Source organism: Streptomyces sp. NPDC059169 (assembly GCF_042755225.1).
GTDB lineage: Bacteria > Actinomycetota > Actinomycetes > Streptomycetales > Streptomycetaceae > Streptomyces.
Window position 1 is genome coordinate 277,694 of sequence record NZ_JBHZCF010000002.1, and the last position, 18,289, is coordinate 295,982.

18 protein-coding genes and 1 pseudogene are annotated in these 18,289 nt (G+C 73.1%); 10 read left to right on the plus strand and 9 right to left on the minus strand.

Annotated elements, in window-relative coordinates; genetic code table 11:
- Positions 1-43 precede the first annotated feature (43 nt).
- On the plus strand, positions 44-439 hold the full coding sequence (locus ACFXOM_RS05110) for a VOC family protein (RefSeq protein WP_384929856.1): 396 nt from the start codon (positions 44-46) through the stop codon (positions 437-439).
- A 54-nt stretch (positions 440-493) separates the two neighbouring features.
- Positions 494-997 carry a pyridoxamine 5'-phosphate oxidase family protein gene (locus ACFXOM_RS05115; RefSeq protein ID WP_385036961.1) on the plus strand — a complete coding sequence of 168 codons (504 nt, stop codon included), beginning with the start codon at positions 494-496 and terminating at the stop codon, positions 995-997.
- Between the two features lie 35 nt (positions 998-1,032).
- On the opposite strand, the gene ACFXOM_RS05120 is transcribed toward ACFXOM_RS05115, so the two are convergent.
- Both ACFXOM_RS05120 and ACFXOM_RS05125 read right to left on the minus strand, forming a co-directional pair.
- Positions 1,033-2,124, minus strand: a complete 1,092-nt coding sequence (locus tag ACFXOM_RS05120; RefSeq protein WP_384929850.1) for an acyl-CoA dehydrogenase family protein — start codon at positions 2,122-2,124, stop codon at positions 1,033-1,035.
- Between the two features lie 59 nt (positions 2,125-2,183).
- Positions 2,184-3,329, minus strand: coding sequence for an acyl-CoA dehydrogenase family protein (locus tag ACFXOM_RS05125; RefSeq protein ID WP_385036963.1), 1,146 nt, complete (start codon positions 3,327-3,329; stop codon positions 2,184-2,186).
- Between the two features lie 114 nt (positions 3,330-3,443).
- On the opposite strand from ACFXOM_RS05125, the gene ACFXOM_RS05130 reads away from it, so the two are divergent.
- The 3 genes from ACFXOM_RS05130 to ACFXOM_RS05140 are packed head-to-tail and all read left to right on the plus strand — an operon-like array spanning position 3,444 to position 6,049.
- Positions 3,444-4,232: an SDR family oxidoreductase gene (locus ACFXOM_RS05130; RefSeq protein WP_384944264.1), complete on the plus strand. Its 789-nt coding sequence runs from the start codon at positions 3,444-3,446 to the stop codon at positions 4,230-4,232.
- A 26-nt stretch (positions 4,233-4,258) separates the two neighbouring features.
- Positions 4,259-4,873, plus strand: a complete 615-nt coding sequence (locus tag ACFXOM_RS05135) for a TetR/AcrR family transcriptional regulator (protein WP_384929841.1) — start codon at positions 4,259-4,261, stop codon at positions 4,871-4,873.
- A gap of 18 nt (positions 4,874-4,891) precedes the next feature.
- Complete coding sequence (locus ACFXOM_RS05140; RefSeq protein ID WP_384944263.1) at positions 4,892-6,049, plus strand: acetyl-CoA C-acetyltransferase; 1,158 nt, start codon at positions 4,892-4,894, stop codon at positions 6,047-6,049.
- Between the two features lie 190 nt (positions 6,050-6,239).
- Here ACFXOM_RS05140 and ACFXOM_RS05145 read toward each other — a convergent pair whose 3' ends face one another.
- Both ACFXOM_RS05145 and ACFXOM_RS05150 read right to left on the minus strand, forming a co-directional pair.
- Complete coding sequence (locus ACFXOM_RS05145; protein WP_384929835.1) at positions 6,240-6,878, minus strand: SIMPL domain-containing protein; 639 nt, start codon at positions 6,876-6,878, stop codon at positions 6,240-6,242.
- A gap of 8 nt (positions 6,879-6,886) precedes the next feature.
- Positions 6,887-7,746, minus strand: a pseudogene (locus ACFXOM_RS05150) (hypothetical protein).
- A 168-nt stretch (positions 7,747-7,914) separates the two neighbouring features.
- Here ACFXOM_RS05150 and ACFXOM_RS05155 point away from each other — a divergent pair.
- Together ACFXOM_RS05155 and ACFXOM_RS05160 are read left to right on the plus strand one after the other, a co-directional pair.
- Positions 7,915-8,118: a cold-shock protein gene (locus tag ACFXOM_RS05155; RefSeq protein ID WP_384929832.1), complete on the plus strand. Its 204-nt coding sequence runs from the start codon at positions 7,915-7,917 to the stop codon at positions 8,116-8,118.
- A gap of 97 nt (positions 8,119-8,215) precedes the next feature.
- Positions 8,216-9,844: a DEAD/DEAH box helicase gene (locus ACFXOM_RS05160; RefSeq protein WP_384944258.1), complete on the plus strand. Its 1,629-nt coding sequence runs from the start codon at positions 8,216-8,218 to the stop codon at positions 9,842-9,844.
- Between the two features lie 138 nt (positions 9,845-9,982).
- Here the strand turns inward: ACFXOM_RS05160 and ACFXOM_RS05165 are convergent, their stop codons facing one another.
- From ACFXOM_RS05165 to ACFXOM_RS05180, 4 genes are read right to left on the minus strand one after another with little or no spacing between them, the layout of a single operon-like run.
- Positions 9,983-11,032 carry an NAD(P)H-dependent flavin oxidoreductase gene (locus ACFXOM_RS05165; RefSeq protein WP_385036965.1) on the minus strand — a complete coding sequence of 350 codons (1,050 nt, stop codon included), beginning with the start codon at positions 11,030-11,032 and terminating at the stop codon, positions 9,983-9,985.
- Positions 11,029-11,838 (minus strand): CoA-transferase subunit beta, encoded by an 810-nt coding sequence (locus ACFXOM_RS05170; protein ID WP_384929823.1) that lies wholly within the window; start codon positions 11,836-11,838, stop codon positions 11,029-11,031. Before ACFXOM_RS05170 ends, ACFXOM_RS05165 begins: the two co-directional genes overlap by 4 nt.
- A complete protein-coding gene (locus ACFXOM_RS05175) occupies positions 11,835-12,686 on the minus strand; it encodes a CoA transferase subunit A (protein WP_385036967.1) in 852 nt (283 codons plus the stop codon). Before ACFXOM_RS05175 ends, ACFXOM_RS05170 begins: the two co-directional genes overlap by 4 nt.
- A gap of 13 nt (positions 12,687-12,699) precedes the next feature.
- Complete coding sequence (locus ACFXOM_RS05180) at positions 12,700-13,449, minus strand: enoyl-CoA hydratase family protein (RefSeq protein WP_384944253.1); 750 nt, start codon at positions 13,447-13,449, stop codon at positions 12,700-12,702.
- Positions 13,450-13,515: 66 nt separating this feature from the next.
- Here ACFXOM_RS05180 and ACFXOM_RS05185 point away from each other — a divergent pair, with 66 nt between their 5' ends.
- The 3 genes from ACFXOM_RS05185 (at position 13,516) to ACFXOM_RS05195 (ending at position 16,396) form a co-directional block, all read left to right on the plus strand.
- Positions 13,516-14,280, plus strand: a complete 765-nt coding sequence (locus tag ACFXOM_RS05185; protein ID WP_384929817.1) for an SDR family oxidoreductase — start codon at positions 13,516-13,518, stop codon at positions 14,278-14,280.
- A gap of 1 nt (position 14,281) precedes the next feature.
- Entirely contained in the window at positions 14,282-15,211 is a 930-nt protein-coding gene (locus ACFXOM_RS05190) for an SDR family oxidoreductase (protein WP_384929815.1), read from the plus strand.
- Positions 15,212-15,616: 405 nt separating this feature from the next.
- Positions 15,617-16,396 carry an SDR family NAD(P)-dependent oxidoreductase gene (locus ACFXOM_RS05195; protein WP_385036969.1) on the plus strand — a complete coding sequence of 260 codons (780 nt, stop codon included), beginning with the start codon at positions 15,617-15,619 and terminating at the stop codon, positions 16,394-16,396.
- 348 nt (positions 16,397-16,744) lie between these two features.
- On the opposite strand, the gene ACFXOM_RS05200 is transcribed toward ACFXOM_RS05195, so the two are convergent.
- Positions 16,745-18,277, minus strand: coding sequence for an ankyrin repeat domain-containing protein (locus ACFXOM_RS05200; RefSeq protein ID WP_384944250.1), 1,533 nt, complete (start codon positions 18,275-18,277; stop codon positions 16,745-16,747).
- Positions 18,278-18,289: the final 12 nt, after the last annotated feature.

The following is an 18,289-nucleotide window of genomic DNA, read 5'->3' on the forward strand; positions in this document are numbered from 1 at the left end:
AATCCGCATGCCGTCCCTCGGCCGGTCGTGCCAGAGTGCCGCCATGACTACCTTGGTGCGGCACGTGACGATCGACAGCTCCGACGCGTACGGGCTGGCGACCTTCTGGGCAGGGGTACTGGAGTGCTCCGTGAGCGACGAGGACCAGCCCGGTGACCCCGAGGCGCTGGTGGAAGCGCCCGGAGTGGGCATCCTCTTCGTCACCGTGCCCGAGAAGAAGACCCTCAAGAACAGGGTCCACCTCGACCTGCAGCCGCAGGACCGCACGCGGGACGAGGAGGTCGAGCGGCTCCTGGAGCTCGGCGCCGCGCTCGTCGCCGACTGGCGCAACCCCGACGGCACCGGGTGGGTGACGCTCGCCGACCCGGAGGGCAACGAGTTCTGCGTGGAGCGCAGCGCCGGCGAGCGGAACGCGACGGCGGACGTTCAGACCGGCTGAGCCGACGGAGTAATCCGGACAGAGGCTGTCGGGTATCCAGGGTTACCTGGACTCATGGGAACGACCTGGAAAGACTTCAGTGAGACGGAGCCGGACTTCGCGGCGACCGTGGGGCAGCGGTTCCAGAAGTACAAGCACCACGTCCTGGGCACGCTCCGCGCGGACGGATCGCCGCGACTGACCGGCATCGAGGCGGACTTCCGGTCGGGGGAGCTGTGGCTGGGGATGATGCAGGGCTCCCGGAAGGCGCGGGACCTGCAGCGCGACCCGCGGTTCGCGATCCACGCGAACCCGGGGCCCGACACGTCCATGGAGGGCGGGGACGTGCGCATCAGCGGTCGGGCCGTCGAGATCACCGAGGGGGACGTGAAGGACCGGTTCCAGCCCGAGGAGGGGGAGCCGCTGCCGTTCCACCTGTTCCGGGTGGAGCTCGTCGAGGTCGTCCGGACCAGGGTCGAGGGGGATGAGCTCGTCGTGCGGAGCTGGCGGCCGGGCTCGCGGCTGCGGACCCTCCGCCGCGGCAACGACGACAGCCCGCCGCGCGAGGAGTCCGCGTAGGGAGACTGGGTGTCCGGCTGGGTGCAGCCGCCCCGTCAGTCCGCGAGCACCGCGGACCGGCACTGCGCCGGGGTGCCCCACGCGTCCCGCAGCGGTCGGGCCTTGCGCAGCCAGAGGGAGAGGTCGAACTCGTCCGTGTAGCCGATCGCGCCGTGCAGTTGGAGGGCGGTGCGGGCGGCGTTGTACGCGCCCTCACCGGCCGCCACCTTCGCCGCGGCGATGTCGCTGGACGCCATGGACAGTGCCGCCCCGAACACCAGCGGACGCGCGAACTCGAGCGCTACCAAAGCATCCGCCAGCTGGTGCTTGACCGCTTGGAACGCTCCGATCGGCATGCCGAACTGCTTCCGCTGACGGACGTAGGAGACCGTTCGGTCCAGCAGGGTGAGGCCGACGCCCAGCGACTGCGCGGCCGTTGCGAGCCGGGCCCAGTCACCGGCCCGGTGCGCGGCGTCCCGTACCTCGGGCCCGGCGGCCAGCACCTCGCCATCGCGGTTCGGTACGGCAAGCCGCCGTGCCGGGTCGCTGGACGCCCGCACCCCCCCGTGGCCGGACGCCGCCCGCAGCCGCCAGCGGGGGCTGTCGTCGTCCTCCCGGCTCCGGCCGTCGTCGCCCTCGGACGCCGCGCCCCGGGGCGGGACCGGCGGGCGGTCCGCGTCTGCCGCGCCTCTGCCCGGGGCGTCGGCGTCCTCCGCCTCGACCACCAGCACGTAGCCCGCGGTGTCCGCGTCGAGGGCGTACCGGCCGCGGCCCGGAAGCCGCAGCGAGACGCTGAGATCGCCGGATGCGATGCCCGGCAGCAGCCGCTTGGCGGGACCGTCGTCGCCCAGGTGCGCGAGCAGGACGGCCGCTGCGGTCGTCTCCACCAGCGGGCCCGGTACGGCGTGACGGCCCAGTTCGACGAAGGCGACGGCCAGTTCGACGGGGAGCGGTCCCACGCCGTCGTACGCCTCCGGCACGGCCAGTGCGAACATCCCGGCAGCGCCCAGTCGGGACCACACCGCCCGCCCGGGCCCGGGGTCGCCGGTCGCCCAGGCGCGTACCGCCGCAACCGTGTCCTCGGCCGTCAGCATGGCGTCCAGCGAACGGCTGAACGCCGCCTGCTCGTCGGTCAGTCGGAACCTCACCGGGTCCTCCTCGACTCGTCCCGGGAGCTCCCGTCCCTCGGGAGGTCCGGGAAGCCCCCTCAGCGGCGGCCCTTGGGCAGTCCGAGCAGACGCTCGGCGATGATGTCGCGCTGGATCTCGTTGGTGCCCGCGTAGATGGGGCCCGCCAGCGAGAAGACGTATCCCTCGGCCCAGTCCCCGTCGGCCAACTCAGCTTCCGGTCCGAGCAGTTCCAGTGCCGTCTCGTGCAGGGCGATGTCGTACTCCGACCAGAACACCTTGTTGAGGCTGGACTCCGCGCCGATCGTGCCGCCGGCGGCGAAGCGCGACGCCCCCGCCGCGGTGAACCACCGGTATGCGCGTGCCCCGATCACCGCGTCCGCCACGCGGTCCCGCAGCGCGGTGTCCGCCGGGTCGGCCGTGGTGCGCCACAGCTCGGCCAGCCGGTCCGCGGCGGCCAGGAAGCGACCGGGGGAGCGCAGGGTCAGTCCCCTTTCGTTGCCGGTGGCCGACATGGCGATCCGCCAACCCTGCCCCGGCCCGCCGATCACGTCCTCGTCCGGCACGAACACCTCGTCCAGGAAGACTTCGGCGAACGCGGGCTTCCCGTCGAGCCTGCCGATGGGGCGGACCGTGACGCCGTCCGCCCGCAGGTCGAACATCAGGTAGGTCAGACCCCGGTGCGGCGCGCCGGCGTCCGGGTCCGTGCGGAAGAGGCCGAACGCCCGGTCCGCGAACGCGGCGCGCGACGACCACGTCTTCTGGCCGGACAGCAGCCAGCCCCCCGGCGTCCGCACCGCCCGCGACGTCAAGGACGCCAGGTCCGAACCCGACTCCGGCTCCGACCAGGCCTGTGCCCAGATCACCTCGCCGCTCGCCATGGACGGCAGCACCCGGGCCCGCTGCTCCTCCGTGCCGTGGTCGAAGAGGGTCGGGGCGAGGAGGCTGATGCCGTTCTGGGACACCCGGCCGGGCGCGCCCGCCGCGTAGTACTCCTCCTCGAAGGCCAGCCACGCGAAGATGTCGACACCCCGGCCGCCGTACCGCTCCGGCCAGGACACCACCGACCAGCGGGCGGCGTGGAGTTCGGCCTCCCACCGCCGGTGCGCGGCGAACCCCGCCTCGGTCTCCAGCGAGGGGAGCGGCTCCACCGGAACGTGCGCGCTCAGCCATTCCCGGGCCTCCGCGCGGACGGCTTCCTCGTCCGGGGCGGGCGTCAGGTCCATCCGCACATCCTTCCCTAACAAGTGTTTGGTAGGTTAACGTACGGTCATGGCGGCGTCGAGGCATCCCCACTTTCGACGGGGGAGGCCGGTCCGCTCCCCGAGGAGGTACGGGCCATGAGCGGCACAGCACCCCGATACGTTCCGGGCCACGGCCTGCTCGGTGGCCGTACCGCCGTCATCACCGCTGCCGCAGGGGCCGGAATCGGCAGGGCGACCGCCCGCCGATTCCTGGAAGAGGGCGCACGGATCCTGATCAGCGACGCGCACACGCGCCGCCTCAAGGAGACCGAGGAGGCGCTCGCCGGTGAGTTCGGCGCGGACACCGTGGCCGCCGTCCCCTGCGACGTGACCCGAGAGGCCCAGGTGCAGTCCCTCTTCGCGGAGGCCGTACGGCTACACGGAGCGCTGGACGTCGTCGTCAACAACGCAGGACTCGGCGGCACGGCGGCCCTCGCCGACATGACCGACGAGCAGTGGTCCCGCGTCGTGGACGTCACCCTGGGCGGCACGTTCCGCTGCAACCGGGCCGCGCTGCGCGCCTTCCGCGACTCGGGCCGGGGCGGAGCGATCGTCAACAACGCCTCGGTCCTCGGCTGGCGCGCCCAGGCCGGGCAGGCACACTACGCGGCCGCGAAGGCGGGCGTCATGGCGCTCACCCGGTGCGCGGCCGTCGAGGCGGCCGAGTACGGGGTACGGGTCAACGCGGTCGCTCCGAGCCTCGCCCTGCACCCGCACCTGGTGAAGGTCACGTCCGCCGCCGTCCTGGAGGAGCTCACCGCCCGAGAGGCGTTCGGCCGCCCCGCCGAACCGTGGGAGGTGGCCAACGTCATCGTCTTCCTCGTCAGTGGCTACTCCTCCTACATGACGGGCGAGACGGTGTCCGTCAGCTCCCAGCACCCGTAGACCCGGGGCAGGACCACAATGGACACGTGCCTACGAACAAGAAGACCCAGGTGAACGCCTCGCCCGAGCGCCGCCGGGAGCTGCTCAACACGGCGGCCGAGGTGTTCGCCGCCCAGGGCTACAACGCCACCACCGTCCGCAGGATCGCGGACGAGGCCGGCATGCTCGCTGGCAGCCTCTACTACCACTTCGACTCCAAGGAGTCGATGCTCGACGAGATCCTCTCCTCCTTCCTCGGTGAGCTGTGGGACGGGTACGACACCGTCCTCGCCGCCGGGCTCGGCCCGAGGGAGACCATCGAGGCTCTCGTGACCGAGTCGTTCCGGGAGATCGACCGGCACCGCGCCGCCGTGGCGATCTACCAGAAGGAGTCCAAGCACCTCGCGGGGCAGCCCCGTTTCCAGTACCTCACCGAGTCGCAGCAGAAGTTCGAGAAGGCGTGGCTGGGGACGCTGGAGCGGGGCGTCGCCGCCCGTGTCTTCCGTGAGGACCTGGACGTCCGGCTCACCTACCGTTTCGTCCGCGACACGGTGTGGGTCGCTGCGTCCTGGTACCGGCCCGGCGGCCGGCACAGCCCCGAGGAGATCGCCCGCCAGTACCTCTCGATGGTGCTGGACGGCATCGCCGTACGCGACACGTAACCCGACCGAGGAGTCGTCATGGCCGAGGCCTACATCGTCGAAGCCGTCCGCACGCCGGTGGGTCGGCGCGGGGGCGGGCTCGCCGCCGTCCACCCCGCCGACCTGGGTGCCCACGTGCTCAAGGGACTCGTCGGCAGGACGGGGATCGACCCGGCGGCGGTCGAGGACGTCGTCTTCGGCTGCCTGGACACCGTCGGGCCGCAGGCCGGTGACATCGCCCGCACCTGCTGGCTCGCGGCCGGACTCCCCGAGGAGGTGCCCGGCGTCACCGTCGACCGGCAGTGTGGATCCTCGCAGCAGGCGGTCCACTTCGCAGCCCAGGCGGTGATGTCCGGGACGCAGGACCTCGTCGTCGCGGGCGGGGTGCAGAACATGACGCAGATCCCCATCGCCTACGCCTCCCGGCAGGCGGCGGAACCCCTCGGGCTGACCGAAGGCCCCTTCCACGGCTCCGAAGGCTGGCGCGCCCGGTACGGGGACGCACCGGTCAACCAGTTCCACGGCGCCGAACTCATCGCCGCCCGATGGGGCATCTCACGGTCCGACATGGAGGAGTTCGCGCTCCGCTCCCACCGGCGGGCCGTCCTCGCGGTCGACGAGGGCCGCTTCGCCCGCGAGACGCTCGCGTACGGCGACGTCACCACCGACGAGGGACCCCGCCGCGACACCTCCCTGGAGAAGATGGCGGCCCTGCGGCCCGTGGTCGAGGGCGGCACCATCACCGCGGCCTGCTCCTCGCAGGTCTCGGACGGCGCGGCAGCGATGCTGCTCGCGAGCGAAAGGGCGGTGCGGCAGCACGGACTGACCCCGCGCGCCCGGGTCCACCACCTGTCGGTGCGCGGCGAGGACCCCGTCCGGATGCTCTCCGCACCCATCCCGGCGACCGCCCACGCGCTGAAGCGGACCGGCATGCCGATCGACGCCATGGACCTCGTCGAGATCAACGAAGCCTTCGCCCCCGTGGTGTTGGCCTGGCTCAAGGAGACCGGCGCCGATCCGGACAAGGTGAACGTGAACGGCGGGGCCATCGCCCTCGGGCATCCGCTGGGTGCCACCGGGGTGCGGCTGATGACGACGCTGCTCCACGAACTGGAGCGCACCGGAGGACGGTTCGGGCTGCAGACGATGTGCGAGGGCGGCGGTCAGGCGAACGTGACCATCATCGAGCGGCTCTGATCCCCACGGAGGACCGTCGGACGCCTCCGGGGCCGACCGGAGGCGGTGAACTCCGCGCCGAAGGGCCCCGATCCGGCGATGGGCACCCGCGCGACCCCACGACGTGAACTCCCGGCCCCCGACTCCCCGCTGAGGGCTCCCGGCCCCGACTCCCCGCTGAGGGCTCCCGGTGCCGGGAGCCCGCGCCCGCTCAGTGGGTCAGCGCGAATCCCAGGTGCACACCCGCCGCCACCTCGACCATGCCGGGTGCCAGGTCGGCGCCGCCGCGGCCGCCCGCGGTGCCGCCGTGACCACGGCCGTACGGGGAGACCGACTCGGGATCCACGTCCTCGACGTGGACAACAGGGCCCAGCTTCACCCCCGTCGCCTCGGCGTACACGGCCGCCTTGCGGCGGGCCGCCTCGACGGCCCTGTGACGTGCCTCGTCGCGCAGCGCGGACTTGTCGTGCACGTCGAAGACGACGTCCTCGACGTGGTTGGCCCCGGCGTCCACGACGTCGACGATGAGCTGCTGGAGTCCGTTCAGCGCCGTGGTCTCGACGGTGAACGCCGCCTGGCAGCGGTAGCCCAGGAAGGTGCGGCCCACGCCGTACCCGTCGTAAGCGGAGTGGAGGCGCAGCCGCGAGCCGGAGACCGACCCGTCGGCTATCCCGTGTCCGCGCAGTGTCTGCCGCACCTCGGCAACGGCCTTGTTGGCCTTCTCGAAGGCCCGGTCCGGTGTCTGCTCGAGCAGGTCCACCTCCAGCTTCACACAGGCGAACTGGGGTTCCGTCCGGACACTGCCGGAACCGAACACGCTCAGGCCCCAGGGCTGTCTGATCGTCGTCATCCGTGCATTCAACCAGCCGGCGTCCGGTCCGGCAGGCCGATCGGATGGGGGAACCGCAGGGCGGCCGCGCAGGCGTCGGCCAGCGGGGCGAGCGCCGCGCACAGTTCCTCCAGCGCTGCGCGGTCGGCGGCGGACCAGGGACGCGCGGCGGCACGGTCGGTGGCCTCCTCCACGGCCGTGAGCAGGTCGCGGCCGGCGCGGGTGACCCGACCCTGCGGGGTCACCAGGCCCCGGTCCGCGAGTCGAGCCGTGGCCGCCGACCAGTCGTCGTCCGACCAACCCCGGTAGGGCTGGAGTTCGGTGCGGGGCAGATCGGTCCCCGCACGCAGGACGAGGACTTCACAGCCGTCCAGGTCGGCGCAGACGAGGGCGCAGACGTGCCCGTCGCCGCGGTGGTCCCGCAGGAGTGTCGCCGCGTGCCAGAGCCGGCCGTACGGGGAGGTGGGCCACGGGAGGGCGCAGTTCGCCGCGGCGAGCGGGCGGCCCGCTCCGTCGAGGCGGCGGGCGTGGGGCTCGAGAAGGTCGGCGGCGCGGGCCACGGCTTCCTCACGTCCCGCCAGCAGCCGGACGAGGGCGTCCCGTGCGCCCGACTGCCGCACGTCCTGCGCCCGTTGGGGGCTGATGCGCTCCCACACGGCGGGGAGAGCCGCGCCACCATGCCGGGCGCGAACGAAGAGAACGCGGCGCGGATCCGGTCCGCGTCCGCCGTTCCGAACGGAGCCGCCCGCGCGGCGAAGTACCCGCGCCAGAACCCGCGGAGTCCGACGTCCTCGAAGGCGGCGCGTGCCTCCGGGGCGAGGTACGTCACGGCGTGGACCGGCTCGAAGAGGGACCACAGGGCGCGGGCGGAACCGGTAGACGAAACCATGACGCGGATTCTGTCGTGCGGGTTCCCGCTCCGAACCGTGCTATGGTCGCGGGGTTGCAGTTTTGGTACCCATGAACTTTATGTGCGCCTGACGGGAAATGTTCGTCGGGCGCATTGTGTTTTCCGGCATCTCCGGATGGGGCCTCGACCTGATCGGGAGAATTTGACATGGCCACCGGCACCGTGAAGTGGTTCAACTCGGAAAAGGGCTTCGGCTTCATCGCGCAGGACGGCGGCGGCCCCGACGTCTTCGCTCACTACTCGAACATCGCGTCCACGGGCTTCCGTGAGCTGCAGGAGGGCCAGAAGGTCTCCTTCGACCTCACGCAGGGCCAGAAGGGCCCGCAGGCCGAGAACATCGTTCCCGCCTGACCCGGGAGCGCGTAGCTCGTAGCCGGGACCCGCGCCGTCATGGTGCGGGTCCCGGTTTTGTGCTGTTCATGATGAGGTTCAGGAAGGTAATCACCCGATGACTCGCTCCGAACGTCCCCAGGGCCGCAGGCGTCCCTCGAAGTCCCGCGGAAGGACAGCCGCAGGGACGTCCGGGACGTCCTCGTCGAGAACCGCAGTGAAGACGTCCGCGCGCCGTGCCGTGCCCGGCGGGGAGTTCGCCGTCCCGGAAACGGTCACACCCGCACTGCCCCCGGTCGAGGCCTTCGACGAACTCGACATGCCCGCGGCACTGCTGAAGACCCTCGCGGCCCAGGGCGTGACCGAACCCTTCCCCATCCAGGCCGCCACCCTGCCGAACTCGCTCGCCGGCCGCGACCTGCTCGGCCGCGGGCGCACCGGGTCGGGAAAGACCCTCTCCTTCGGCCTCGCGCTGCTCGCCCGCACCGCCGGCCGGCGCGCCGAGCCGGGCGCGCCACTCGCCCTGGTCCTCGTCCCCACGCGGGAGCTCGCGCAGCAGGTCGCCGACGCTCTCGCCCCGTACGCGACGGCCGTCCAGCTGCGGCTGACGACGGTCGTCGGTGGAATGTCGATCACCAAGCAGGCGGCGGCGCTGCGGCGCGGCGCCGAGGTCCTCGTCGCCACGCCCGGGCGCCTCAAGGACCTCATCGAGCGGGGCGACTGCCGCCTCGACCAGGTGGCGCTCACCGTGCTCGACGAGGCCGACCAGATGGCCGACCTCGGCTTCCTGCCCCAGGTCACCGCGCTGCTGAAGCAGGTGGCGCCGGGCGGACAGCGCCTGCTGTTCTCCGCCACTCTGGACCGCAACATCGACAGGTTGGTCAGGCAGTTCCTCAGTGATCCCGTGGTGCACTCCGTCGACCCCTCCGCCGGAGCCGTGGTCACGATGGACCACCACGTCCTGTACGTCGCCGACGAGACGGACAAGAAGGCGGTCACCACGCGCATAGCGGCCCGTGACGGCCGGGTCATCCTCTTCCTGGACACCAAGCGGTCCGTGGACCGCCTCGTGAAGCGGCTGCTGGCCAGCGGAGTGCGGGCAGCCGGACTCCACGGCGGCCGTTCACAGCCCCAGCGCACCCGCACCCTCGACCACTTCAAGAGCGGTCATGTCACCGCGCTCGTGGCCACCAATGTCGCGGCCCGCGGCATCCACGTCGACGACCTGGACCTCGTGGTCAACGTGGACCCTCCGACGGACCACAAGGACTACGTGCACCGGGGCGGGCGGACCGCGCGGGCCGGCGAGTCCGGCAGCGTCGTGACGCTCGTCCTGCCCGAGCAGAAGCGCGAGGTGACCCGGCTCATGTCGGATGCGGGCATCAGCCCGCGGGCGGTGAGGATCAAGTCGAGCGACGAGGAGCTCACCCGGCTGACCGGGGCCCGCGAACCGTCCGGCGTGGCCGTCACCATCGAGGTTCCGCAGCAGCAGGCCGCCGCGTCGTCACGGCCCAAGCGGCGGCGAGCGCAGAACGGCACGACGCGCAGCCAGGGCGGACGCGCACAGACCCGCGGTGGCGACACCGTCCGCACCGAGGCCGGCGGTGGCACGGCGGGCCGCGGCCGGACAGGGCGTGCCGAGGGCGGACGCACCGAGCGCGGCCGCACCCAGCCGGCGCGGGGCCGCGCGGCCGGCGCGGGCCCGGGCGTGGGTGCGGGCGGAGGCCGGCGGACCGCCGCCCGGTAGAGCCGCGGCGGCCGTGGGCGCGCGGCGATCGCGCGCTCGCCCGCCTGCCCCGACGGGCGGGGAGTGCGGTCTCCCGGTCGCCCGAGCCGGGTCGGCGGGGCAGCCGTGGTCCCGGTGCCGAGCGGGACGAGGGCGCGCTCACCCCGCGGTCGGGAGGCCCCCCAGCACGTCCTCCGCCTCGGACATCACCCGGGCGACCAGTTCCTTGCAGCTGGGCAGGTCCTCGATCACCCCGGCGACCTGCCCGGCGGCCATGACCCCGAGGTCCGTGCGGCCCTCGACCATGGCTGCCCGCAGCAGCATCGGCGTGTTCGCGGCCAGCAGGACCTGGCTCCAGGTCAGCTCCTTGCCGTGCTTCATCGCCAGTCCGTCACGGACCATCGCCGTCCACGACAGCCCCGAGAGCCGGCGGAACTCCGCCGCTCTGTGCAGCGCGTGCAGCAGGGTGCGGGTGCGACCGTGCCGGGTCAGCGCGTCGACGAGGTCCGTGCGCAGCATGCGGTGCGGTAGCCCGTCGACGGCCGTCGTCACCGTGACGTCCCTGACCGTGGCGGCGAGGTACCGGGCCTTCACGGCGTCCGGGACGGTCGAGTCGGAGGTGAGCAGGAAGCGGGTGCCCATGGCGACGCCCGCAGCCCCGTACGCGAGCGCCGCCACCAGCCCGCGCCCGTCGTGGAAACCGCCCGCCGCGACCACCGGGACCTCCACCGCGTCCACCACCTGGGGCAGCAGCACGGTGGTCGCGACGTCCCCGGTGTGCCCGCCGCCCTCGCCTCCCTGCACGATCACCGCGTCCGCGCCCCAGGCCGCGACCTTCTCGGCGTGCCGCCGGGCGCCGACCGACGGGATCACCACCACGCCCGCGTCCTTGAGCTCGGCGATCAGCTCGCGGGACGGGGCGAGGGCGAAGGACGCCACCCGTACCCCTTCGTCGATGACGATCCGCACCCGCTCACGGGCGTCCTGCGCGTCGGCGCGCAGGTTCACCCCGAACGGCGCGTCCGTACGGGACTTGACCTCGTGGATCGCCCGGCGCAGCTCCCCGGTGGACATCGTCGCGGAGGCCAGGACTCCCAGGGCCCCGGCGTTCGCGGACGCGGACACCAGCCGGGGGCCGGCGACCCAGCCCATCCCGGTCTGGACGACGGGGTACCGGACGCCGGTGAGCTCGGTGAGGGCCGTCCTCATCGGGCACCGACCTCCCGGTCCCGGCCGCCCGCCGGGTCGAGGACCTCACGGATGAGCAGCAGTTCGGCCGCGGTCGGCTCCCGGGTGTACGGAACGTCGTCCTCGACGACCGGTTCGAAGCCGGTGGCCTCCCGCACCTGCTCGACGGTGACGCCCGGATGGAGGGACGCGAGGCGCATCGAACGGTCCGGCGTCGCGAAGTCGAAGACACCGAGGTCGGAGACGACGCGCGGGATGCGGTGGTAGCGGGTCGCGGCCGGGCCGGCGGCAGCCGCGCTGTCGTGGCCGACGCCGCAGATCATGTCGACCTTCTCGACGAAGACCCGGGGGGAATGCCTCGGTATCCAGTAACTGACCGGATTGTTGAGGGTGTTGACGGGGGCACCGCGTACCCCGAGGAGCTGGCGCCGCGGGCGGGCCCAGTCGCCGATGCAGGAGATGTTCTGGTTGCCGTACCGGTCGATCTGGCTCGCGCCCATCATCACGTGGCGCCTGCCGCCGGTGACGAGGGCGAGGTGACGCCGGTAGGGCAGCCAGCCCTCGACCGTGCCGTCGGGGCGGACGAGCAGGGCCTCGCCGTCGGTCAGCAGCAGGTCGGGGGAGAAGGTCAGCCGGGCCAGGCGCGCGCCGAGGGAGGGCACCAGGCCCATCGGACTGGCCAGTACCTCTCCGTTGCCGCGCCAGGCCTCGGCGCATGCGATCACGCAGTACTCGGCCCGGGTGGGCGCCTGAGCGGCTGCGCCGGTGGGCGGGGGCGTCGCCGGCGGGGTGAGGGGAGCGCGGTCGTGCGGCCCCACGGGTGTCATCGCTGCTCCTCGTGCCAGGTCTGGACGGCCGCCCGGTAGGCGCTCTCGTCGGACCCGGCCAGGAAGCGCCGGGCGAATCCGTCCCAGGGGGTGGTCGCGTACAGCTTCTGGAACGCCTCGTCGCGCTCGTAGTCCGGGGCGCAGGAGGTGAAGTGCGCGCCTCCCGGGGCTTGTACGACGCCCGTGACGGTGTGCCGGCCGATGAACAGCGTCTGGGGGGCGGCGTCCTTGGTCAACTCCGCTGTTTCGACGAGGTGTTCGCAGGAGAGGTAGGCCTCGTCCGCCGCTTCGCAGAACAGGTCGTCGAAGTACGGATCCGGGCCCAGGTACTGCCCGTTGCCGAGGCGGTCCGCGCGGTTCACGTGGACGAGCGCCGCGTCCATGCGGAGCGCGGGGGCGGCGACGAATTCCTCAGCGTCCGCATAGGGCGAAGTGATGGTGCGCAGCTCGGGGTTGACGCGCAGGACGTCCGAGCCGAGGCCCGCGCGCACCGGCAGGAACGGCAGTCGGTTGGCGGCGGCGTGCAGCCCCCACATGAACATCGCCTCGTCGAGTTCCGTCATCGCGAACGCCCCGCTCTCCCGGGCCGCCCGGAAGTGGGGTTCCAGGGGGATGGAGTCCAGGGTCGCGAAGGGGGCGACGAGCCTGCGCACGCGGCCCGCGGCGGCGAGTACCCCCACGTCCGGACCGCCGTACGAAATGATGGTGAGATCGCTGATCTTCGTGCGGAGCAGCGCTCTGACCAGCGCCATGGGCTTGCGACGCGAGCCCCAGCCACCGATCCCGAGGGTCATGCCGCTGTGCAGTCGTGCGGCGACCTCGTCGGCGGTCATGGTCTTGTCGCTCATGATTGATGCTCCTTCACGGCTGCTGTCCCTTCCCGAACGCACTGCGGACGCGAGCGGCCGTGCCGCTGAGGGCGGCCTCGAAGGTGAAGCCCTGCTCGAAGCGGTAGCTGCGGTGCACGTCGCCGGGGTCGATGCCGTTGATGGCCGCCTTGGCCAGTCGGATCAGGTGGCCGTCCTTGCGGGCGATCTCACGGGCCAGGTCCCCTGCGGCGGCGCCGAGCTCCTCGCGCGGCACGACCTTCCAGACCGAGCCGTGCGTGTGGAGTTCGGCTGCGGTCGCGGTGCGGGAGGTGTAGTACAGCGCGCGCATGAGGTGCTGCGGCACCAGTCGGGCGAGGTGGGTGGCGGCGCCGAGTGCCCCGCGGTCCAGTTCCGGTAGCCCGAAGGTGGCGTCGTCGGCGGCGACGATCGCGTCCGCGTTCCCTACGAGGCCGATCCCGCCACCCAGGCAGAAGCCCTGAACGGCGGCGACCACGGGCACTTCGCAGTCGTGGACCGCGGCGAAAGCCTCGTAGCAGCCGCGGTTCACCGCGATGAGGGTCGCGTGAGTGGTGTCGCGCTGGAGCTCCTTGATGTCGACCCCCGCGTTGAAGCCGTGTCCTTCGGCGGCCAGGACGACGCAGCGGACGTCCGGGTCGCGGCCTGCGGAGCGGACGGCGTCCGCCAGCTCGTACCAGCCGCGTACGGGAAGGGCGTTGACGGGTGGGAAGTCGACCGTCACGACGCGGACGCCCTTCTCCGGGCTTGTGGTGGAGACACCCATGAGCGGATCAGCTACCTTTCCACCAAACGTTTGTTAGGTGAGGCTGTGTCAGGAAGGTAGCAGGCGATGGAGTTGCAGGGGAGGGTGGCCGTCGTCACCGGCGGCACCCGCGGCGTCGGCGCCGGGATCGCCCGGGCGTTCCTGGCTGCGGGAGCAGAAGTCGTCGTCTGCGCCCGCAGGCCGCCGGACGCGCCGGTCGAAGCCGCCGGGCGATCGGCCCGCTTCGTCCCAGTGGACCTGCGGGACGCCGGCGCCGTCGGCGATTTCTTCAACACGGTCGTACGGCGCGGCGGACGCCTGGACGTGCTGGTCAACAACGCCGGCGGAACGCCCCACCGGCTGTTGGGGGAGGCCCCGGCGGAGCGGCACGCGCGCGTGGTGGAACTCAACCTGCTGGCCCCGCTGACCGCTTCACTGGCCGCTTGCGAGCACCTGCGCGCCGCACGCGGATCGGTGATCATGATCGGGAGCGTGAGCGCGACCAGGCCGTCACCGGGGAGCGCGGCGTACGGGGCGGCCAAGGCGGGTCTGGAGAACCTCGCGCGTTCCATGGCGGTGGAGTGGGCTCCTGACGTCCGGGTGAACACCCTGGTCCTCGGCATGGTCCGCACGGAGCTCGCGTCCCTGCACTACGGCGACGAGGCGGGGCTCGCGGCGGTCGGCCGCACCGTGCCGCTCGGACGGCTGGCGGAGCCGTACGAGGTCGGCGAAGCGGCGGTGTTCCTCGCCTCGCAGCGGGCCGGCTACGTCAGCGGGGCGTCCCTGCTGGTGCACGGGGGCGGGGAGCGTCCCGCGTTCCTGGACGCAGCAACCGTCAACAAGGAGGATTGAGATGACCGCTGGGCAGAGGTCCGGGATCTGTGCGGGCCGGGTCGTGGTCGTGACGGGGGCAGGGCGAGGGCTCGGGCGGGCGCACGCGCTCGCGTTCGCCGCGGAGGGAGCCCGGGTCGTCGTGAACGACCTGGGGGTCGGACCCGACGGTTCCGGTGCATCGGGCACGCCGGCGGGGCGCGTCGTCGAGGAGGTTGCGGCCTTCGGTGGCGAAGCGGTCGCGCACGACGGCGACATCGCGACCGCGGAGGGGGCGGCGTCCCTGGTGGCCGTCGCGATGGAGACCTTCGGGCGGCTCGACACCCTCGTCAACAACGCGGGGTTCCTGCGCGACCGCATGCTGGTCAACCTGGACGACGACGACTGGGACGCGGTGATGCGGGTGCACCTGAGGGGACACTTCCTCCCCCTCAAGCACGCGGCGGCGTACTGGCGTGCCGAGGCCAAGGCGGGGCGGGAGGTCGTGGCCAGGGTCGTCAACACATCGAGCGGGGCGGGCCTGCTGGGGTCGGTGGGCCAGGGCAACTACAGCGCGGCGAAGGCGGGCGTCGTGGGTCTCACCCTGGTCGCCGCGGCGGAACTCGCTCCCTACGGGGTACAGGTCAACGCGATCGCACCGGCGGCCCGCACTCGCATGACCGAGCGGACGTTCGCCCGCTCGATGGCGGCGCCGAAGGACCCCGCGGCGTTCGACCCGATGGCTCCGGGGAACGTCTCCCCGCTGGTCGTCTGGCTCGGGTCCCCGGCTTCCGCAGGGGTGACCGGCCGCGTCTTCGAGGCCGAGGCGGGCCGCATCACCGTCATGGAAGGGTGGCGCCGCGGACCCACGGCGGAAAGGGGCTCGCGCTGGACGCCGGCGGAGGCGGGGGAGACGGCCCGGAAGCTCCTGGAGGCCGCCGAGCTGCCACAGCCGGTCTACGGCGCGCGCTAGTCCCTCCCCGGCGCGCCCCGGGTCTGCGGGGCGGTGCGGCCGGTCCGCCGCCCTCCGTCCGCCCTGCGTCCGCGCCGACGGACCTCTCGGACGTGATGATCGCCGCCGTTCACAGGCCGTCCACGCCGCCGTTCACACGCCGTCCTCGGGCCGGGGACCCCGGGTGCCTCCGCGTGCGCCCCGCGGTGGACGCTCTCCGCCCGTCTGCCGGGCTTCGCGGCAGTGCCCGTCGTCTCTCCGGCCGCCTCGGTGACCGCTACGGGCGCAGGACGCTCCTGCGCGCGGGCGTCGCGGGGTTCGGCATCGCGGCGCCCGCCTTCGCGGCGTACCGGCCCCGACGTCACGTAGGGTCGTTCGGTGGACACGGGTCCGCACCGACGTACCAACGGATCCCGGAGCGTGCAGATGACCGCGCGGTCGTACCTCGCCGACCTCTTCTCACTGGAGGGCCGCACGGCTCTCGTGACCGGCGGGAGTTCCGGCATCGGCCGGGCCGTGGCAGGTGCCCTGGCCCGTGCGGGGGCGAGCGTCACGATCGTGGCGCGCGGGGAGGAGCAACTGGCCGGGACCGTCGGGGAGCTGGTGGCCGGGGGGTGCCGGGCCTCCTGGGTGAGTGCCGACCTGGGTACCCGTGCGGGTGTACGTGCCGCAGCAGAAGAAGCCGCTTCGGTCTTCGGCGAACCGGACGTCCTCGTCAACTCCGCCGGGATCAACCTGCGTCCGCCGATGGGCGAGCTCACGGACGGGGACTGGGACGCCACGATGGCGGTGAACCTGGAGGCGCCCTACCTCCTGGGCCAGCGTTTCGGACCCCGGATGGCCGAGAGGGGTTTCGGCCGGATCATCCACATCTCCTCCCAGCAGGCCCACCGGGCCTTCGCCGTGAGCGGGGCTTACGGCGTGTCCAAGGGCGGCCTGGAATCCCTGGCACGCTCACAGGCGGAGGCGTGGTCGCCGTACGGCGTCACCTGCAACACGCTCGTCCCCGGCGTCGTGCTGACCCCGTTGAACCGGCGGCTGTCCGCCGATCCGGCCACGGTGGCCGCCCTCGCCGCGCGCACCATGGTGGGGCGCAACGGCCTCGCCGAGGACTTCGCGGGCGCTGCGGTGTTCCTGGCGAGCCGCGCCTCCGACTACGTCACCGGCCAGTCGATCTTCATCGACGGCGGACTCTCCGTCCACTGAACCGCCTGTGCCCACCGGCGACGGGCCACCTCGCCGGGACGAGACACGGCGCCGTGTCCCGAGCCCGTGCGGTCGGACCGCCGCCCTGCGTCCGCTTCCCCGGGGGCACGGACACAGGTGCCCGGCCCACCTCCGTGCCGACACGGTGCGTTGCCGCGATCCGCCCGGCGGGCCGCGGAGCGACCGGATTCCCGCACCGGTGAGTTGGCACCGGAACGGCAGCGGTCACCGGTGCGGCCACCGGCGTGACCCGTTCGACCCGCGGTCCGCGCGCCGAGGGAACCGCGCACCGGCGCGAGGCGGCTGCGCCCCGTTGCAGCACACCCCGTCTTCCGGGGTGCCGCGTGTTCACCGCCCGCGCGGGACGACCGACTCCAGCCGGAGCCTGATCCGCTCGTCGTCCAGGTACTCCAGCGCCTCGCGCGCCGTGGAGTACGCGTAGCCATCCGGATCCCCGTCGGCCAGCAGACGGGCCAACACCCCTACTGCCCGCAGATCCTGACGCATCGCCAGACCGCGAGCGGCCTCGGACTCCGTGTCGGCGTCCCCGTCGTCGAGCCGGTCGGCCAACGCGTTCCGGATCAGCGGGCTGTCGGCCTCCACCCCGGCCAGCGCCGTCGTGGCCCAGTCCCTGACCTGGGCGTCGGTGTCCCGGCTGAGCGCGATCAGAACACGGATCCCTTCCGCGTGGTCGCCCGGCACCAGTCCGCCGAGCGAGAGCGCCACCCGGTGGCGCACCTCGGGATCGGGATGGTCCGCGTGCCGGAGGATCTCGGGCAGCGCCGCCGGGTCCGCATGGTGCCCGAGCCCCAGGACGGCCGACTGGATCAGCTCCGGGTCCGACGCCTCCCGCGACAGCTCCCGTAGTAGCGGCACGATCCGCGCCGAAAGCCCGGCGCGACCTGCCCGGGCATCGCTGTGCCCGGCGTCGGCGCCGTCCGCAGCCACACCGGGCGGGCCCGCGAGACCCAGCTGGGCCAGTACGTCCGCGGCGAACGTCTGCCGCAACGGGTCGTCGGTCGCGCACCACGCCGCCGCGGCGCGGAACGTCTCCTCGTCGACCCGCCGCCACAGCACCGCCACGGACTCGGCCCAGTCCTCCGTCCGGGCATCGCCCGAGCGCAGCGCACGCTCGGCGAGCTCCTCGAAGGGCGTCCGTTCCCCGAGCGCCGCCTCCAGGACCGTGGTGATCGCCGCGTGCCCGGTCTGCTGCTCGTCGCCCGCCACGGAGCCGTCGCGGAACAGCTCCACGACGACCGTCACCCCGCCGTCCTCCTCGACCTGCCGGGACGCGGTCTCGTACCCGTCGCCGTGCGCCTCCACGAGCCCGCGGTGCAGCTCCTGCTCGACGTCGAGCCGCAGCCAGCGACGGGCTTCGGCGAGCGCCTCGGCGACCGCCCGGGCGCGGTGCTCCAGCAGCGCCCGCACACAGGAGAGAGAGCCCCTGCGGGCCGCCGTCACCAGCGGGGCTTCGCCCCCCGGACCGGGCAGGTCCGGATCGGCACCCGACGCCAGGAGGGCCTCCAGTACCCGGGCGTGTCCATGCCGGCAGGCCCAGGTCAGGGCGCGGACCCCCGCCTCCTCCTGGAGGTCGGGCCGCGCGCCGGCCGCGAGCAGAGCCCCCAGCGCCGCCGCGTGCCCCCACGCGGCGGCGCCGCACAGGGGGAGCTCCGCGCCGTCCGTGCCGCTCGCCCGGTCCGGGTCGGCCCCGGCCGCGAGCAGCAGCCGGACGGCACCGACCCGGCCTCGGGCCGCCGCCGCGTACAGCGCCGTCGTCCCGTCCCCATCGGCGGCCTCCGCAGGGGCGCCCGCGCGCAGCGCCCGTACCACGGCATCGTCGTCGCCGTCCTGGACGGCTCTGAACAGGTCTTCGGTCCTCATGCAACGAACCCT

Coding starts and splice junctions, on each gene's coding strand:
- ACFXOM_RS05110 (WP_384929856.1), top strand. CDS start 44: ATGACTACCTTGGTGCGGCACGTGACGATCGACAGCTCCGACGCGTAC.
- ACFXOM_RS05115 (WP_385036961.1), top strand. CDS start 494: ATGGGAACGACCTGGAAAGACTTCAGTGAGACGGAGCCGGACTTCGCG.
- ACFXOM_RS05125 (WP_385036963.1), bottom strand. CDS start 3,329: ATGGACCTGACGCCCGCCCCGGACGAGGAAGCCGTCCGCGCGGAGGCC.
- ACFXOM_RS05130 (WP_384944264.1), top strand. CDS start 3,444: ATGAGCGGCACAGCACCCCGATACGTTCCGGGCCACGGCCTGCTCGGT.
- ACFXOM_RS05140 (WP_384944263.1), top strand. CDS start 4,892: ATGGCCGAGGCCTACATCGTCGAAGCCGTCCGCACGCCGGTGGGTCGG.
- ACFXOM_RS05145 (WP_384929835.1), bottom strand. CDS start 6,878: ATGACGACGATCAGACAGCCCTGGGGCCTGAGCGTGTTCGGTTCCGGC.
- ACFXOM_RS05155 (WP_384929832.1), top strand. CDS start 7,915: ATGGCCACCGGCACCGTGAAGTGGTTCAACTCGGAAAAGGGCTTCGGC.
- ACFXOM_RS05160 (WP_384944258.1), top strand. CDS start 8,216: ATGACTCGCTCCGAACGTCCCCAGGGCCGCAGGCGTCCCTCGAAGTCC.
- ACFXOM_RS05165 (WP_385036965.1), bottom strand. CDS start 11,032: ATGAGGACGGCCCTCACCGAGCTCACCGGCGTCCGGTACCCCGTCGTC.
- ACFXOM_RS05170 (WP_384929823.1), bottom strand. CDS start 11,838: ATGACACCCGTGGGGCCGCACGACCGCGCTCCCCTCACCCCGCCGGCG.
- ACFXOM_RS05175 (WP_385036967.1), bottom strand. CDS start 12,686: ATGAGCGACAAGACCATGACCGCCGACGAGGTCGCCGCACGACTGCAC.
- ACFXOM_RS05180 (WP_384944253.1), bottom strand. CDS start 13,449: ATGGGTGTCTCCACCACAAGCCCGGAGAAGGGCGTCCGCGTCGTGACG.
- ACFXOM_RS05185 (WP_384929817.1), top strand. CDS start 13,516: ATGGAGTTGCAGGGGAGGGTGGCCGTCGTCACCGGCGGCACCCGCGGC.
- ACFXOM_RS05190 (WP_384929815.1), top strand. CDS start 14,282: ATGACCGCTGGGCAGAGGTCCGGGATCTGTGCGGGCCGGGTCGTGGTC.
- ACFXOM_RS05195 (WP_385036969.1), top strand. CDS start 15,617: ATGACCGCGCGGTCGTACCTCGCCGACCTCTTCTCACTGGAGGGCCGC.
- ACFXOM_RS05200 (WP_384944250.1), bottom strand. CDS start 18,277: ATGAGGACCGAAGACCTGTTCAGAGCCGTCCAGGACGGCGACGACGAT.